Source organism: Dielma fastidiosa (genome assembly GCF_000313565.1).
In the GTDB taxonomy this organism is placed as follows: Bacteria; Bacillota_I; Bacilli_A; order Erysipelotrichales; family Erysipelotrichaceae; genus Dielma; species Dielma fastidiosa.
In genome coordinates this window covers 55,580-72,034 of the sequence record NZ_HE578926.1, presented here as the reverse complement: position 1 = coordinate 72,034, position 16,455 = coordinate 55,580, and the positions used below count along the sequence as shown (strand labels likewise).

The 16,455-nt window shown below is 40.8% G+C and carries 15 protein-coding genes; 13 read left to right on the top strand and 2 right to left on the bottom strand.

The genetic code is table 11. The annotated features are described in order from the left end of the window. The first annotated feature begins 45 nt into the window (after window positions 1-45). Window positions 46-2,178 carry an EAL domain-containing protein gene (locus DAHG_RS20890; RefSeq protein ID WP_022937867.1) on the top strand — a complete coding sequence of 711 codons (2,133 nt, stop codon included), beginning with the start codon at window positions 46-48 and terminating at the stop codon, window positions 2,176-2,178. A 219-nt stretch (window positions 2,179-2,397) separates the two neighbouring features. Continuing rightward, window positions 2,398-3,327, top strand: coding sequence for a DMT family transporter (locus DAHG_RS19120; protein WP_022937866.1), 930 nt, complete (start codon window positions 2,398-2,400; stop codon window positions 3,325-3,327). Between the two features lie 44 nt (window positions 3,328-3,371). Here DAHG_RS19120 and DAHG_RS08220 read toward each other — a convergent pair whose 3' ends face one another. Together DAHG_RS08220 and DAHG_RS08215 are read right to left on the bottom strand one after the other, a co-directional pair. Further along, complete coding sequence (locus tag DAHG_RS08220) at window positions 3,372-4,652, bottom strand: sensor histidine kinase (RefSeq protein ID WP_022937865.1); 1,281 nt, start codon at window positions 4,650-4,652, stop codon at window positions 3,372-3,374. Then, window positions 4,649-5,356 carry a LytR/AlgR family response regulator transcription factor gene (locus DAHG_RS08215; RefSeq protein ID WP_022937864.1) on the bottom strand — a complete coding sequence of 236 codons (708 nt, stop codon included), beginning with the start codon at window positions 5,354-5,356 and terminating at the stop codon, window positions 4,649-4,651. The genes DAHG_RS08220 and DAHG_RS08215 overlap by 4 nt, the downstream gene beginning before the upstream one ends. A 224-nt stretch (window positions 5,357-5,580) precedes the next feature. Between DAHG_RS08215 and DAHG_RS08210 the strand changes: the two genes are divergently transcribed. The 11 genes from DAHG_RS08210 (at window position 5,581) to DAHG_RS08160 (ending at window position 16,123) form a co-directional block, all read left to right on the top strand. After that, window positions 5,581-6,822 carry a metal-dependent hydrolase family protein gene (locus DAHG_RS08210; protein ID WP_022937863.1) on the top strand — a complete coding sequence of 414 codons (1,242 nt, stop codon included), beginning with the start codon at window positions 5,581-5,583 and terminating at the stop codon, window positions 6,820-6,822. 283 nt (window positions 6,823-7,105) lie between these two features. Further along, window positions 7,106-7,582 carry a Na+/H+ antiporter subunit E gene (locus DAHG_RS08205; RefSeq protein WP_022937862.1) on the top strand — a complete coding sequence of 159 codons (477 nt, stop codon included), beginning with the start codon at window positions 7,106-7,108 and terminating at the stop codon, window positions 7,580-7,582. Window positions 7,583-7,590: 8 nt separating this feature from the next. Beyond that, a complete protein-coding gene (locus tag DAHG_RS08200; RefSeq protein ID WP_022937861.1) occupies window positions 7,591-7,908 on the top strand; it encodes a monovalent cation/H+ antiporter complex subunit F in 318 nt (105 codons plus the stop codon). After that, window positions 7,905-8,213: a cation:proton antiporter gene (locus DAHG_RS08195; protein WP_022937860.1), complete on the top strand. Its 309-nt coding sequence runs from the start codon at window positions 7,905-7,907 to the stop codon at window positions 8,211-8,213. Before DAHG_RS08200 ends, DAHG_RS08195 begins: the two co-directional genes overlap by 4 nt. After that, window positions 8,213-8,476, top strand: coding sequence for a hydrogenase subunit MbhD domain-containing protein (locus DAHG_RS08190; protein ID WP_022937859.1), 264 nt, complete (start codon window positions 8,213-8,215; stop codon window positions 8,474-8,476). Before DAHG_RS08195 ends, DAHG_RS08190 begins: the two co-directional genes overlap by 1 nt. Further along, window positions 8,469-9,365: a hydrogen gas-evolving membrane-bound hydrogenase subunit E gene (gene mbhE, locus DAHG_RS08185; RefSeq protein WP_022937858.1), complete on the top strand. Its 897-nt coding sequence runs from the start codon at window positions 8,469-8,471 to the stop codon at window positions 9,363-9,365. The genes DAHG_RS08190 and mbhE overlap by 8 nt, the downstream gene beginning before the upstream one ends. Continuing rightward, complete coding sequence (locus DAHG_RS08180) at window positions 9,365-9,745, top strand: sodium:proton antiporter (protein ID WP_022937857.1); 381 nt, start codon at window positions 9,365-9,367, stop codon at window positions 9,743-9,745. The genes mbhE and DAHG_RS08180 overlap by 1 nt, the downstream gene beginning before the upstream one ends. After that, the gene (locus DAHG_RS08175; RefSeq protein WP_022937856.1) at window positions 9,735-11,231 is read left to right on the top strand and encodes a complex I subunit 5 family protein; all 1,497 of its coding nucleotides are present in this window, start codon (window positions 9,735-9,737) and stop codon (window positions 11,229-11,231) included. The genes DAHG_RS08180 and DAHG_RS08175 overlap by 11 nt, the downstream gene beginning before the upstream one ends. 10 nt (window positions 11,232-11,241) lie before the next feature. Then, window positions 11,242-12,696, top strand: a complete 1,455-nt coding sequence (locus DAHG_RS08170; RefSeq protein ID WP_022937855.1) for a complex I subunit 5 family protein — start codon at window positions 11,242-11,244, stop codon at window positions 12,694-12,696. 16 nt (window positions 12,697-12,712) lie between these two features. Then, on the top strand, window positions 12,713-14,176 hold the full coding sequence (locus tag DAHG_RS08165; protein ID WP_022937854.1) for a complex I subunit 5 family protein: 1,464 nt from the start codon (window positions 12,713-12,715) through the stop codon (window positions 14,174-14,176). A 12-nt stretch (window positions 14,177-14,188) separates the two neighbouring features. After that, window positions 14,189-16,123: a complex I subunit 5 family protein gene (locus DAHG_RS08160; RefSeq protein ID WP_022937853.1), complete on the top strand. Its 1,935-nt coding sequence runs from the start codon at window positions 14,189-14,191 to the stop codon at window positions 16,121-16,123. The last annotated feature ends 332 nt before the right edge of the window (window positions 16,124-16,455 follow it).

Below are 16,455 nucleotides of genomic sequence, written 5' to 3'. Positions count from 1 at the left end.
TTTGATTGCTGCATAGGATATGTAAATAAGAAAGGGTGAGTACCATTGGCTAAGGAAGCTGAATATGAACAACTGATAGTAAAGCATCTGGATAATATCGTTTATGTTTCTGATCCTGTTACTTATGAATTGCTTTATCTTAACGAGAAGGGGAAAAAGGCATTTCAAATTGAAGATAATAAATATCAAGGCCAGAAGTGTTATAAGCTGCTTCAAGGCAAAGACTCACCCTGTGAATTCTGCACGAATCATTTATTGAATAAGCAAAGCTTTTACCAATGGACACATTTTAATGTACCGCTTAACCGTTACTTTATGATGAATGATAAGCTGATTGAAATTGAACCGGGCCATGCAGTCCGTCTGGAAATTGCTGTTGATATTACCGAAAGTGAAAAGCGGGCTCAGGATCTCGAGCAGCGGCTGACAACAGAAGAAACCTTGCTTAAATGTGTACAGACGCTCTCAGCTTATAATGATCAGCAGGCGGCGATTAATGAGCTTCTGAACATTGTGGCAGCCTATTATCAGGGACAGCGTGTCTATATTTTTGAAATCAATTATGATAATGATACAATTTCCAATACTTATGAATGGTGCGCTGAAGGTGTCAGTGAGGAAATTCAGAATTTGAAAGATATGCCAATCGATACTATCAGCCGCTGGCTAGCGAAGTTTGAAAAATTTGGTGAATTTTATATTACCTCAGTAAATGAAACATTAAATAAAGACAGTGAAGAATACCGCATCCTAGCGGCTCAGGGAATCAAAAGCCTGATAGCTGCACCGTTAATTGAAAATGATGTGATTATCGGTTTCATTGGTGTAGATGATCCGATTGCCAATATGAATAATCTGCATCTTTTAAAATCGATTACTTATTATATTATTAATGATATTCAAAAGCGTAAAATGCTGATGAAGTTAGAGTATATGAGCTATATAGACTTATTGACAGGGGTTTATAACCGCAACCGTTATATCTCAGATCTTGAAAGTATAAAGCTTGAAAACCACATGTACAGCGGTGTACTCTATCTTGATATCAACGGTCTGAAAAGAATTAATGATAGTTTTGGTCACCGCTATGGTGACTATATTATCAAAAAAGCGGCTGATATATTATGCGGTGTTTTTAGTGAACCAATTTATCGAATCGGCGGTGATGAGTTTGTGGTGATCTGCCTTGATCTTGATGAAGATGCTTTTAATCAGCGTATCGCATTGCTTCGCAGGCGTCTTAGTGAAGATAGTGAGCTTGATGCTTCCATCGGTTCTACTTGGCAGCAGGGTACGATTAAAATGGATTCTTTGGTCAATCATGCCGATGATTTAATGTATGCGGAAAAGCAAAACTATCACGACCAGCATCCGAATGCAAGTAATGATCATGCTGATGCTGTTGCGAGGGTAATCAGTGAAATTAACAATGAACGGTTTGCGGTTTTTCTCCAGCCGAGGATATGGTTAAGCAGCAATGAGCTTGCCGGAGCACAGGCGTTGATTCGCCGGCAGTTACAGGATGGCAGCTTTCTATGGTATGATCAATTCAAATCTGAATTTGAAAATGAAGGGGTAATTCGCTTTATTGATTTTTATGCACTGGAAACGATATGCAAAGCATTAAGCAGCTGGGGAAAACTTGGTGAAAAGAAAATCAGAATTTCAATTAAGCTGTCACAGACAACACTCTTAGAACCTAACATTGTTGAGTCCATCCAGCGGGTGCTGAAACTGCATGAAGTACATCCAAGACAATTCTGCCTTGAAATTGATGAAGCTGTTTCAAAGCTTCATATAAATGAACTTAAAGCTGTTGTTGATCGGTTTTTAGCCAGCGGATTTGCGGTCTCTTTAAATGCGCACGTGCTGAATGATTTAGCGCTGACGAATGAAATTGCGCTTAATGAAATTAGATTTGATGAAGCTTGTATTCAAATGCTGATGAGTGATGCTGAATGTGGAAAGCATATCCGACAAAGCATCAATATGTGCAGTGATGCTAAGCAGCCGCAGAGTGTGGCTTTAGGCATCAGTAATCAGGAGCAGTTTGAACAGTTAAAAGCTTGCGGCTTCAATATCGGACAAGGAAATTACTTCTCCTCGCCGCTGTTGATTTCACAATTTGAAACCAGCTGTCTGCATTTAAAAAGCAGCTTGTACAAGCATAAAAAATAAGCGCATATAACGATTGAAAAAGATGCCAAGTGCATCTTTTTTTCTTGCCCATTAAGCCAGTGATGACAGTGAAATGACCGTTTATTGAAAGCGGTTGAAAATGCATAATCGTTCATGTTTAAATAATCATGAAGTTAACATAGACCCGCTGCTTCAGCCTAAAGTCAGCAGTCTATGAAGAATTTTACAAGGTCAGAAACTAAGAAAGAGAGAGTAAAAATGGACAAGAAAAAGGGAATATTTTACACAATTGTTTCAGCAACTGCTTTTGGTTTAACACCGCTGCTTTGCGCCAGTGCCAATAAGCTGGGAGCAACACCGGAAACACTGGTATTTTTAAGAAATCTATTCGTTATACCGGTTTTATTTATTGTCTGCAAGGCACAGAAAATTGATTTGAAAATGGGCGGTACGGATTTAAAGCATGCATTCATTGTCGGGGTATTTGGTATGACAGCGACCGCGCTGCTGCTGTATAACGCATATCTGTATCTGCCGGTAGGAACGGTAACCACCCTGCACTTCTTATATCCGGTATTCGTAGCGTTGATTGGTTTAGTGGTATTTAAAGAAAAAATCTCAAAGGTAAAGGGTTTTGTACTGTTGATTGCTACCTGCGGCATCTTCTTCTTCCTTGAATCAATGGAAGGCAGCAACGCTTTATTAGGTATCGTATTATCAGTATTATCAGGTGGTACGTATGCTTTCTACATGAGCGGTATTGAAATCTTCAAGCTAAATAAAATTAATTCCTATAAGCTGACGTTATATCTGGCTATCTTCTCAGCCATCGTTATGCTAGGATACAGTCTTGTTACTGGTAAATTATCTTTATCACAGATGGCACCGATGGCTTATGTATATGCGTTTATAATCGGTATCGGAACATCTTTCCTGGCAGTTTATACTTTGCAGCTGGGAATCAAATATCTAGGTGCTTCAACAGCTGCCATCTTCTGTATGTTTGAACCGGTTACCGCGGTAGTCGGCGAATTGATTGTCTTCGGTACCCCTTTGACACCGATGAAAATCATGGGCTGTATCGTCATTCTCGGCTCTGTGACATTGTTGACTGTCCTTGATAAAAAGGCAGAGGCAAAGGAAGCTAAAGTAGCGCTGGAAGCGCAGGCTGAGGCTGGTAAAGCATAGATATTAAATAACCAAAAAGCATTCGTTTGTGATGAACGAATGCTTTATTTATTTAACGGGATCATAATGCTGACGGTGAAAGTTGTATCATCATGCTCAACATTCTGTGTGCCGTTATATTTAGTCACTACATGCTGGACATTCTTTAATCCGAGGCCATGTTCATGACTGTCTTTTTTTGTTGTCAGATAGACAGCATGACTGGAAATAATCTCACCGTTATAATGATTCTTTACACTGATAAACAGATTTCCTTTATAAATATGAATATGGGATTCAATCATCCGATCGCTTTCCAGCTTCAGGCTTGCTTCAATCGCATTATCCAAAAGATTAGAAAGAATCACGGACAAGTCAACGCTGTCGATATCTATATGCGGTGGTACGACAATGTTGTTATGACAGACGATATGATTCGCCTTGGCAAGTGAGGCTTTAGCATTGTAAATTACATCAATGACAGAATTGCCGGTATTAATGACCGCTTCCACACGATTTAATTTCTTGCTGATTGATTCCAAGTAATTCTTCGCTTCTTCAATTTCATTACTTTCAAGCATCCCATAGACACTGTCTAAATGATTAATCATATCATGCTTGTAACGTGACATATTGTGGTTATACTGCTCAATATCCTTGTAATAAACACTCTGCATCTGGAGCCGCTCATGCATCAGATTGCTCTGCATCAGATGGGTATTGGAGTAAATGATCTGATCGATAATAAAAAAGAGCAGAAAGGTGTAACAGAACAGCAGCATCGTAATATTAAAATACAGATTGACCGGCTGAAGATTTTCCAGTAAATGCATTGACACATAAAGAATCGTCAGCGGCAGGATAAAAATTAAAATATTTACAAGTATTTTAACCGCGTTGTTGCTGATCTTACGCAGGGCGATGATCAAGGTAATGACCAAAGCCATGATGATGCAGGCCATTAGCTGTGTCGGCAGATTTAATACATAAGTAAACGGATTATTCGTCATCGTATAATCTGTCAAAGCGGTAAAGATAATTGCCGATAGCAGCTTCGACGCATAATTCAAAGTCACAAACATACTGGATGCGATCAGCTTGATGCGTATTTCATTAAAATAAAACAGCAGTGAAATCACTAAGGTAAAAAGCACATAATAGGTACTTGTTGAAAAGAATGGGAAGTCAATCAGATAGGTAATGCACTGAAAAACAAAATAGAGAACATAAGCCGCTGTCCGCTCATGCTTTAATTCATCAATTTTCGTCAGCAGGTTATTTAAAAAATAGACAATCAGAAACGTTTCACACGTTGCCAGAAACAGCTTAAATAACAGCTCAATCATACATGCTCCTGAATATACTTCACCAGCTGTTCATGGGTTTCCTTAGAGCGGTGCTTGCTTAATAATATCTGTTCGCCATTATCCAAGGTTATCGTATCCTTGAAAATATTCTGCACATAACGAAGGTTTACAAGAAAGCTTTTATGAACACGGATAAAATGCTGATGCCTCAGTGATTCTTCAAACTTACTGATTTTCCCAACCATCGTATAATTTTTATCTTTTGTATGAATTTGAATGGTTCTGAGCATTGACTCAATATAATAAATATCACTCAATCTGATTCTCGTCAGCCCAGATGCGTTGCTGATCGTCATATAATCATTATTCTTAGCATAAGCCAGCGCTAAAATCTTCTTCAGATCACGCAGGAAGCAAACCTCATCCAGCGGTTTAAGATAATAGCGGGCGGCATTGACCTCATAGCCGGCCAAGGCAAACTCCGGTGTCGCGGTGATAAAAATCAGCGGTGTATCCGGATGTGTTTCCCGCAGCTTTTGTGCGATATCGATCCCATTGTCTTTATTCATTAAGATATCAAGCAGAAAACAGTCAAAAATCATACCCTGTTCAATGGCTTGGATACACTCATTCGGATCAGTATATTCATGGATTTCATATTCAATTAATGAAATCTTTTCCACAATTATTTTAATTTGTTTTAGTTCTGATGCATTGTCATCGCAGATAGCAATATGAATCATAAGAACCCCCTTTTTTTTCTACACTTATAGCGTACACTAAAGGATTTAAAACTTCAATCATTTAAAGAGTGATGCGCTGACCAATTATGACAGTGAAAATCCCATTTGTTGAAACAGGGTTGTCAAGCCTTAGATTTCATAGTTAAATAGGGTCATGAACAGTGAAAGCGCTGTCACGAAAGCCTTATAAATCAGGCTTAAAAGAGAAAAGGAGAAAGAATACTATGTCTAAAGTTGCATTTGTAAATGGATTACTGATTGATGGTACCGGCTGTGAACCGATTGAAAAATCACTGGTATTAGTTGATGGCAAGAAAATCGTTTATGCAGGTGAAAGTAAAGAAGTACCAGCTGATTATGAGGTACGCGATATCAGCGGCAAAACAATTATGCCAGGTCTTATTGACAGCCATTTGCATTTCTCAGGGAATTTAACTGATGATGATTCTGATTGGGTATTGGAGCATCCAGTACAAAAAACTGTTGTTGCTGTACAGCAGGCACATGAATGTCTGGAACATGGCTTAACAACCGTTGGGGAAATCTCTCGTTCAGGTCTGCACATCCGCAATATGATTGAAGCAGGTGTAATGAGCGGTCCGCGTGTTGTAGGTACGGGTACAGGATTCTGCCGCACATGCGGTCATGGTGACTCACACAAGCTGCCAACCTGGTATAATAATGAATCTCATCCATGGGCAGAAAGAGTTGACGGACCATGGGAATTACGCAAAGCAGTAAGAGCGAAACTGCGTGAAAATCCAGACGCGATCAAGATCTGGTCAACCGGCGGCGGTATCTGGCGCTGGGATCAAAAGCTGGATCAGCATTATACCTTTGAAGAAATTAAAGCGGTTGTTGATGAATGCAACATGGTCGGCATTCCGGTTTGGTCACATGCGGAAGGCTATGGCGGTGCTCTTGATTCTGCGAAGGCCGGTGTGCATCTGATTATTCACGGTCAGACATTAAATGATGAATGCTTAGATATCATGGCTGAAAAAGGTATTTACTTCTGTCCTACGATTCAATTCTTAAATGAATGGTTTAAAACCTATCAGCCGCCTTATATCCCAGAGGTTCATGATAAATTCCCAGGTGATACAGTTGCGGAAAAAGAATTGAACCGCGTGTACGGCAATCTGCGCCGCGCTAAGGAAAAGGGTATCAAGCTGACAATTGGTTCAGATTCCTTCTGTTCTAGTCTGACACCTTATGGCACCACCGCAATTGGTGAAATGTATAGCTTCAATGAAAAAGCAGGCATCTCAGCAATGGATACAATCATTGCGGCTACCAGAGACGGCGCTGAAATGCTGAAGGTCGGCGATATTACTGGTACACTTGAAGCCGGCAAGTTTGCTGACTTGTTAGTAATTAATGGCAACCCATTAGAAAACATCCGTGCAATCGCTGTCGAAAACATGGAAGTAATCATGAAGGAAGGCGCCATTGTCAGAGGTTAAAAGCAGTTAAAACACGGTATTATGTCAAGCTGGGGAGCGGTTTATTGATTAAATCGCTCCTTTCATTATAAATTTTAATGAAATATTTATTTTTTTAATTTATGCGTCAATTAAATCTACAAGAATTGTCAAATAAGTGCTATAATCAATCATTGTTGGTAATTGCTTTTCTTATAAGGGGAACCAAACAGAATCAATTACGCTAATTCATAATTATATGAACCAGCGGCGATGAAAGACTGATTGTTTATTCAGGGTTGCAGCTGGAAGAAAGGATGGGAAAATGGTTATTGGAATGCTTTTGCTCTGGATTCTTTTTAATGGCCGGATCACTTTAGAAATCTTGATTTTCGGTATTGTTATATGCAGTGCAATCTGTCTGCTGTTAAGTATGATTACTAGTCAGAACCTGTTTAAGATTGATCAGCGGATGCTGAAAAGGATTGCTTACCGCCTGCGTTATTACGGCGTTTTGGTGGTAGAAATCGTTAAGGCGAATCTTCAGGTCATGGATTTAATCCTTACACCGGGGGAGATTGAAATTAAACCAGTGCTGACGGAGTTTAAATCAGTGCTGAAACATTCTAAGCTGAATGTATTGCTGGCTAATTCGATTACTTTAACGCCGGGGACGATTACGGTTGATCTTGACCGTGACCGTTTTCTTGTGTTAGCGGTTGATGAAAGCTTTGCTGAGGATTTAGATCAATCAGTATTTGTGAAGGAATTGAAAATTCTGGATGATAAGGATCTGGATTAGGAGGACATATGGAACCAAATGCGATTAAAAATATGGTGCTTATTTTCTGTATGATCATTCTGACAGTGTTGTTTTTCTTCTGCATCTATCGGGCCATCCGCGGTCCTCGATATTCTGACCGTCTGGTTGCCAATAACGTAATCTGTACGATGTCGGTAATCTTTATCTGTATTTTATCCGTCTACTTAAAAGAAGCGGCGCTTGTTGACATAGCTTTGATTTATACGCTGTTAAGCTGTTTGTCAGGAGTTGTGGTTTGTCATGTAATCACGCTGCATCATAAGGGACGCTTATTGAATCAGAAACAAAAGGAGGAAGAACTATGATCCGTGTAATATTAGCATCCATTTTGCTGTTAGCTGGAATGTTCTGCATTGCGGTATCAGTGTTGGGATTGTTTAGATTTAATTATGTATTAAACCGCATGCATGCGGCATCGATTGCGGATACGATGGGCTTGCTGCTTTGTGTTTTGGGATTAATGCTGTTAGCGCTTGATTTTTTCCATGTGCTGCGTTTAGGTTTGGCAGTTATCTTTTTATGGATGGCCAGTCCCGTATGTTCGCATATCATTGCTAAAACGGAAATTTTAACTAATACCAAAATAGATGAAAGGATCGGTAGAAAATAATGGAAATCAGTGAAATTATTCAAATCCTGCTGCTGGTATTTCTGATCATATCAGCATTGGCAGTTTCTTTCTATAAAAACCTGATGCAGGCAATCCTGATCTTTATGGGTTATTCTACGATCATGTCAATCATCTGGCTGTTTCTTGAATCACCGGATCTGGCGATTACCGAAGCGGCAGTCGGGGCCGGTGTTACCAGTGTGCTTTTCTTCCTCACTTTGAAAAAGACGCATATGCTGGAAGGAACCCGCGATAATGGCTAAGCTGCCAAAGGGCGGTCTGTCCCGTTTTGTTGCTTGGGTCAACGGAGAGGAAGTCGTTGATGATTTAAAGCATGGGCATCATCAAAAGAAAAAGACAAAAGCAAAGCATCTGCCGCATTTAACAATGGAACAGCGTTTGCTTGGTTATCGTATCCTAGGTGTGCTGATCTGCAGTATATTTGTATTGATTCTGCTTGCGACAGTGAGTAAGCTGCCAACCTTCGGCAGTCCGAATAATCCAGCCAGCAATGAGGTTGTAGAGCGCTATATTGAATCAGGCATTGAAGAAACCGGCGCTATTAATCTGGTTGCGGGAATGATTCTTGACTATCGTGCCTTTGATACCTTTGGTGAATCAAATGTCTTATTTTTAGCAGTTATTTCTGTCGTGATGCTGCTTAAACGCGACCGCAATAATTTTGATGAAGATGATGAAAAGATTTTAAATGAGGATATGGATCTTGATGATGAGGATGATAATATCATATTAAAACGCTTTACCATGATCATCTTCCCGCTGATTACCCTATATGGTGTTTATGTTATTTTAAATGGACATCTTTCACCAGGCGGCGGTTTTTCCGGCGGTGCAATCATCGGTGCCGGACTGATTCTTTTTGATACAGCCTTTGGTCAAAGCGCAGTCCGCAAATTCTTTAATTTTAAACGCTTTACTTATATCAGTGTCGGCTGCTTATTAACTTATTGTGCCTGTAAGAGCTATTCCTTCTTTACCGGTGCTAACCATCTTGAAAATATTATTCCTAAGGGAATCCCCGGGAATATCTTAAGCGGAGGTTTGATTCTGCCGCTGAATATCTGTGTCGGACTGATTGTAGCTTGTACAATGTATGGCTTCTATGCCTTATTTACGCGAGGTGAAATCTAATGGAACATCTCATGCATAACTATTATGAAGCAGCTGCTGTAATTCTTTTCGGCATTGGCTTTATGAATCTGCTGCTGCAGAGCAATTTAATTAAAAAGTTTATTGGTTTGAATATCATGGATACCGCGGTTTACCTGTTTTTGGCAGCTAAAGGCTTTATCTATGGCCGGGTTGCACCTATCGTCACAAGCGGGGAAGCGGTGATTGAGCGTTTTGTCAATCCGGTACCGAGCGGCTTAGTATTGACTGGTATCGTTGTTTCTGTCAGTGTGACCGCTTTTTCACTGGCTTTAATTATCCGTCTGTATAAGGTGTATCATACTTTTGATATGGATGAGATCATGAAGCTGGCTAGAGAGGAGGAAAAACGTGAGTATTAATTGGATTCATAACTTTCCCTTTTTCTCAATCTTTTTGGCAATGCTGGGAGGGATTTTAACCGCTTTGCTGAATGACGGGAAAAAGGCTCTGCGATTGAATCAGCTGATTACTCTGATCGTTGCGATTCTTTCTTTATGTTTATTATTAAATGTCACAGCTAATAATGAATCATTTACTTTTATGATGGGACATTTTCCAGCCCCTTGGGGAAATGAGCTAAGAGCCGGCCCGCTGGAAGCATTAATGGCATTTGTATTCAGTATTTTAATGTTTCTGACGGTAACCGGCGGTCAAAGAGAAATTTTTACCGATGTTGTGTCAGATAAAGTAAAGTATTTCTTTATTATGATCAATCTGATTTTTGGTTCAATCTTGGCGCTGATTTATACAAATGATGTATTTACCGCCTATGTATTTATTGAAATTAATACGATTGCTTCCTGTGCAGTGGTTATGGCTAAGGGACATGGCCGCAGTATTATCGCATCAATTCATTATTTGATCATGAGTTCACTGGGATCAGGTTTGTTTTTGATCGGTTTGTGTCTGCTTTATGATATTACCGGTCATCTCTTGATGCCAAATATTCAGGAACAGTTGATTTTATTATCAAGAAGCGGGGAATATGCGCTGCCGTTAACCGTAGTATGCGGGCTGGTGTTTATTGGTCTGGCGATTAAAAGCGCGTTGTTTCCTTTCCATACAATGCTGCCGAATGCTTATGATAATTCAACCTCAGCGGGTGCCGGTATCTTATCGGGACTGGTGCTGAAAAGCTATATTATTCTGATTTTGAAGTTTATCTTTCAGGTATTTTCACTTGAAGTCATTCAGGCATTAAAGATTGAGAATGTATTATTTGTCTTTGGTATTGTCGGTATGATTATGGGATCGATTTATGCCTTCAGGGAGGTACGCATCAAGAAAATGCTTGCCTATTCCTCAGTCGCGCAGATCGGATATATCTTCATGGGCTTTGGTATCGGCAATATGGCCGGCTTTACGGCTTCCTGTTTTCATATTCTTGCTCATGCGGCTACCAAAACATTGCTGTTTGTCAGCGTTGGCTCATTGATTGAAACTAATGGCGGCAAGACGGGAATCCGAGATCTTCAGGGGGCTGGCCGTTTAAATCCGTTTGCCGGTGTCGCTTATAGTGTCGGAGCCTTATCAATGGTTGGTATCCCGCTGTTTGCCGGCTTTGCTTCTAAGTATTATTTTGCTTTATCAGCAGCCGGCGGCAAGCTTCAGCTGAGTATTGTATTGACGGCTTTAGCTATTTCAATGATCTTGAATGCGATTTATTTTATTCCTACCGTGATCAGTATCTGGTCAAAACCAGAAGGGGAAATTAAGCCTAAAGCAGAACCGACATTCAGCTTTAAATGTGTATGTGTAGCTTTTATGATGATTAATTTTATTCTCGGCATCTTTTTCCAGCCGATTGTTGCAGTGATCGAACAGGGACTGCGTTTATTAGGATAGGGGGAACAATATGGAAGTATTATGTTTAATTGCACTTTTCCTGCCTGTCCTTACTGGTTTTATCGCCGGTTGTCTGAAACAGGACAGGTTGAGAAATGGTGTTGTATTAATTAGTTTGCTTATACAGGTATTTGTGGCAGTTATGCTTATTATGCATCCAGTCAGTGAATTTGAATTGCTGCGTTTTACTGATTCGATTGCACTGGTATTTGGTGTTGATGTCATATCAATGATCTTTTTACTGTTAATCAGTGTGCTGTGGCTGATGGCGGCGGTTTATTCATTTGAATATATGAAGCATGAGGATCATCGCCCGCGCTATTTCCTATTTTATATGCTGACACTGGCGGCCTTAATGGGCTTGTCGATGGCAAAGAATCTAGTGACGATGTATCTGTGCTATGAAATGATGACGCTGCTGAGTGTGCCTTTGGTTCTGCATACACAGAGCAAGGAAGCAATCAGCGCGGGTTTGAAATATCTCGGTTATTCCGTCTTTGGCGCTGGTTTAGGCCTTTTGGGGATATTCTTTATCAATCACTTTGCCGCTACATTAGCCTTTGTGCCGGGTGGAAGTTTAGTCCCAGAGCTGATTGCGGGCAACGAGAATTTGCTTTATACCGTTTATTTATTGATGATGATTGGTTTTGGCTGCAAAGCGGGTATGTTTCCGCTGCATGCATGGCTGCCGGCGGCGCATCCCATTGCTCCTTCACCGGCTTCCGCACTGCTGTCCGGTGTAATTACTAAGGGTGGTGTGCTGGCCATTATCAGAGTTACTTATTTTGTCTTTGGCGCATCGTTTCTGCAAGGCAGTTTCGCGCAGACAATCTGTCTTGGCTTAGCTATATTTACGATCTTTATGGGTTCAATGCTGGCTTATAAGGAAAAAGTCTTAAAGAAAAGATTGGCTTATTCTACCGTATCACAAGTATCCTATGTGCTGTTTGCCTTATTCTTAATGACACCGCTTGGCTTGATTGGTGCAATTCTGCAGATTATTTATCATGCATTGGCTAAGAATATGCTCTTCCTTTCAGCGGGATCAATCATTTATAAGACAGGTCTGAAACGGGTTGATGAATATAAAGGACTCGGTAAGCAGATGCCATTTGTCATGATTATCTTTACCATTGCTTCCTTATCATTGATCGGTATTCCACCATTGGGCGGTTTTGTCAGCAAATGGTATATCGCGCAGGGAGCTTTCAGTAATCCGTTAGGTTTATTGGGTATTGCGGTATTGATGATTTCAGCCCTTTTGACAGCTGGTTATACGCTGCCTATCATCATTGACGCGTTCTTTCCAGGCTCTGCGTTTAATTATAAGAAGCTGAAAAAGAATGATGTGAATATACTTATGGGGCTGCCGTTAGGCCTATTGGCAGTGATTTTGATCGTTTGCGGGTTATTCCCAAAAACAATCATGGATTCATTGACGCTGTTGCTTAGCGCACTCTTTTAAAACAGGAGGTAACAAGATGCTTGATTCAGTTTTAACTATCATCCCCGTGCTATTTCCTGTTTTGACAGGAGCTGGCTTGCTGACGTTCCGTTTTAAGGAACGCAAGACGTTGTATTTTTGGGTTGCCGGTATTGTGATTTTAAATGCTTTGGCAGCTTTATTGATGATTTTTACCCACGGTGCTGAACCGTTTGTACTGTTTAGCTTTACAGATACGCTGGCTTTTGTATTCAGAGTAGATTCACTTTCAGCCTTCTTTGGCACGATGGTTTCAATCCTCTGGGTATTAACTACTTTTTATGCCTTTGAATATATGAAGCATGAAGGACATGAGCAGCGTTTCTTTGCTTTCTTTATCATGGCCTTTGGGGTTGTGCTTGGTTTGGCATTTGCGGGCAATATGTTTACACTTTATGTATTTTATGAGTTCTTGACGCTGTCAACGATTCCTTTAGTGATGCATGCGATGGATGGCAAGGCGCGGCATGCGGGCAAGACTTATATTATCTATATGATGGCAGGTGCATCCTTGGCATTTATCGGTTTTATTTTCATTTGTCTGTATGGCGGCAATGAATTATTCACCTTGGGCGGTACGCTTGATCCGATGCTTGTGAAGGGCAATGAGGAGCTGCTGCGTTTTGTCTTCCTGCTGACCTTTTTGGGTTTTGGCGTCAAGGCGGCATTATTCCCATTCAGTCATTGGCTGCCGGCGGCATCCGTGGCACCGACACCGGTAACTGCTTTACTGCATGCGGTAGCGGTTGTTAAGTCAGGGATATTTGCGATGATTCGTCTGACCTATTTCAGCTTTGGCACTGAATTGATCAGCGGTTCTTGGGAACAGTCATTTTTGCTGATTCTGGCGATGATTACCATTCTCTACGGTTCCATCATGGCATTAAGAACACCGCATATCAAACGCCGTTTTGCTTATTCGACAATTTCTAATCTTTCTTATATTATCTTTGGTATTCTGCTGTGTACACCGCAGGGGATGTCAGCCGCGCTGCTGCATCTGATTTATCATGCGCTGATTAAGATTACCTTGTTCTTTGCGGCAGGAGCTATCTTATATAAGACACATAAGGAATATATTTATGAAATTGGCGGTTTGGCCAGAAAGATGCCGATTGTCTTTGGCTGTATGGCAGTGGCATCCTTTGGGTTAATTGGTGTTCCGCCGTTCGCTGGTTTCTTCAGTAAATGGGCATTGGCTACGGCAGCGGTAGACAGCGGTAATCCATTAGCCTATGTCGGTGTGATGGTATTAATTCTATCGGCATTGCTGACCGCTTTATATTGTATATCATTATTGGTTAAGGCCTATTTCCCGCCAAAGGGTGAACAGGCAGAAGGGCATGATCCGAATTGGCTCATGTGCGCACCATTGATTATTTTATCAGCAGCAACTATACTTGTGGCACTATATCCGCAGCCATTGCTGCAGGCAATCAATTTGATTGCGGGTATCAGTTAGGAGGGAAAGACGATGACCATTGAAATAATGCTGATTTTCACCGTATTTTTTCCGCTGCTGATGGCCCCTGTCAGTTACTTGATCGGGCGTTATAATAAGCATGCCAGAAATTGGTTCGCAATCTTAGTTACCGTTTTAGTGATGGGAGCAGCTTTGAGCTTGCTTAATCAGAATGGAACATTAACTTTGGAAAATATTTGTGGGTTGGGTTTGAGCTTTGATGCAAGCGGCATCCATGGTGTGCTTGCTTGTTTGTGCGCGTTTATCTGGATGATGACAACGATTTTCTCTGATGAATATTTCGCGCATTATCGTAACCGCAACCGTTATTATTTCTTCATGCTGGCAAGCTTAGGAGCGACGCTGGGCGTCTTCCTGTCAGCGGATTTATTCACGACTTTTGTCTTCTTTGAAATTATGTCCTTCACTTCATTTGTCCTGGTTATTCATGATGAGAGTGATACGGCATTAAAAGCGGCAAAGACGTATCTGGCGGTTGCGGTTGTCGGCGGTTTAGTGACGTTGATGGGTATCTTTATGGTCTATCATCAATGTCAGACGTTATTTTATAATGAATTAATTGGAGCGGTGGATACTGTAGCTGATCCAGGGCTGCTGATGATCAGCGGCATCTTGGTATTAACCGGCTTCGCGGCGAAGGCGGGAATGTTTCCGCTGCATATCTGGCTGCCTGAAGCGCATCCGGCAGCACCGGCACCGGCGAGTGCATTGCTTTCCTGCATCCTAACGAAAAGCGGTGTGTTTGGTGTCATTATGCTGAGCTGCGGAATGTTTCTGCATAATGCGGACTGGGGAATGATGATTTTAATTCTTGGTGTTATCACTATGGTATTAGGCGCGGTACTGGCAGTGTTCTCAATCAACCTGAAACGAACGCTGGCTTGTTCATCACTTTCACAGATTGGGTTTATTACCGTGGCCATCGGTATGCAGTGTTTATTGGGCGAGCATAATACATTGGCTGCTCAAGGTACGATGCTGCATATTCTTAATCATGGTTTATTGAAGCTGGTACTGTTTATGGCGGCAGGAGTTGTCTACATGAATCTGCATGAGCTTGATTTAAACAAGATCCGTGGATATGGGAAGCATAAAAAATTATTAATGTTTATCTTTTTAATGGGTGTATTGGGAATCTGTGGGATTCCTTTGTGGAATGGCTATATTTCTAAAACGTTAATTCATGAAAGTATTGTTGAGATGATTGCAATGTCACAAGGCAGTTCAATGCTTTTCTTCAAGGGTGTTGAAATGCTGTTCCTTTTTGCGGGCGGCTTGACAATCGCTTATATGACAAAATTATTTGTAGCTTTATTTGTGGAATCAAATGCTGATCAAAAGAAAATGGATCAAGCTAAATCAATGAATAAAGTCAGCGGTGCTGTCTTGTTGATTGCGGCATTGATCCTGCCGATTTTAGGAATGTTCCCGCATCAGAGCATGGACGCTATTGCGGCTATGACGCTGGGATCAATGAACGCACATGCCGGGGAAGCTGTCGCATATTTCTCATTGACTAATTTAAAGGGTGCTTTAATTTCCATCGTTATCGGTGCCGTTGTTTACTTTGGTTTTGTCCGCACATGGTTGATGAGTAAGCAGGCTGATGGATCTAGTGTTTATGTGGATCGCTGGCCGGCATGGCTTAATCTTGAGAATGGCGTTTACCGGCCATTGCTGCTGCATGTACTGCCATTTATTGGCGCTTTAGTTTCACGGGTGATTGCCTCAATTCCTGAATGGCTGATTAAACTGTCACGAAGATTTATCTTCAATCAGGAAAATGGTGTTGTAATACCGCCTGAGGATGATAAAATTACGATTGCGGCGCTTGATCCTGATAAGGCACAATCAATTAATCTGGCAAAGAGCCTTGTGCTGTTTGGTTTGGGTATGACAATTGCCATGTTGTATTTGATTTTCTAAACATAAAAGTTCATATCATATGAAAGGCTAATTGTTTGTGATTAGCTGTAAAGAATAATATAAGAAGCCGAATTATGCAGAATTAATATCTGCATTGATTCGGCTTTTTTGTTTGAAGAATATGGATGGAATAGTTAAATATTCTTTTGATTGTTTATTATTAAAGAAATTGTTTTAAAAAAATCACAATTTAGTATAGTGTATCAAAAAGTATACTTTATGAGACACTTCATTTCTCCTTCATTATAGGCATTTTTGAGTCGTTTGTAAAGGCTCGCAGGCTTTTTTATGCACTTTCACAGTTGTTTTTTGTCTCTCCTTCAGTGTGGTAT

Coding starts and splice junctions, on each gene's coding strand:
- DAHG_RS19120 (WP_022937866.1), top strand. CDS start 2,398: ATGGACAAGAAAAAGGGAATATTTTACACAATTGTTTCAGCAACTGCT.
- DAHG_RS08220 (WP_022937865.1), bottom strand. CDS start 4,652: ATGATTGAGCTGTTATTTAAGCTGTTTCTGGCAACGTGTGAAACGTTT.
- DAHG_RS08215 (WP_022937864.1), bottom strand. CDS start 5,356: ATGATTCATATTGCTATCTGCGATGACAATGCATCAGAACTAAAACAA.
- DAHG_RS08210 (WP_022937863.1), top strand. CDS start 5,581: ATGTCTAAAGTTGCATTTGTAAATGGATTACTGATTGATGGTACCGGC.
- DAHG_RS08205 (WP_022937862.1), top strand. CDS start 7,106: ATGGTTATTGGAATGCTTTTGCTCTGGATTCTTTTTAATGGCCGGATC.
- DAHG_RS08200 (WP_022937861.1), top strand. CDS start 7,591: ATGGAACCAAATGCGATTAAAAATATGGTGCTTATTTTCTGTATGATC.
- DAHG_RS08195 (WP_022937860.1), top strand. CDS start 7,905: ATGATCCGTGTAATATTAGCATCCATTTTGCTGTTAGCTGGAATGTTC.
- DAHG_RS08190 (WP_022937859.1), top strand. CDS start 8,213: ATGGAAATCAGTGAAATTATTCAAATCCTGCTGCTGGTATTTCTGATC.
- mbhE (WP_022937858.1), top strand. CDS start 8,469: ATGGCTAAGCTGCCAAAGGGCGGTCTGTCCCGTTTTGTTGCTTGGGTC.
- DAHG_RS08180 (WP_022937857.1), top strand. CDS start 9,365: ATGGAACATCTCATGCATAACTATTATGAAGCAGCTGCTGTAATTCTT.
- DAHG_RS08170 (WP_022937855.1), top strand. CDS start 11,242: ATGGAAGTATTATGTTTAATTGCACTTTTCCTGCCTGTCCTTACTGGT.
- DAHG_RS08165 (WP_022937854.1), top strand. CDS start 12,713: ATGCTTGATTCAGTTTTAACTATCATCCCCGTGCTATTTCCTGTTTTG.
- DAHG_RS08160 (WP_022937853.1), top strand. CDS start 14,189: ATGACCATTGAAATAATGCTGATTTTCACCGTATTTTTTCCGCTGCTG.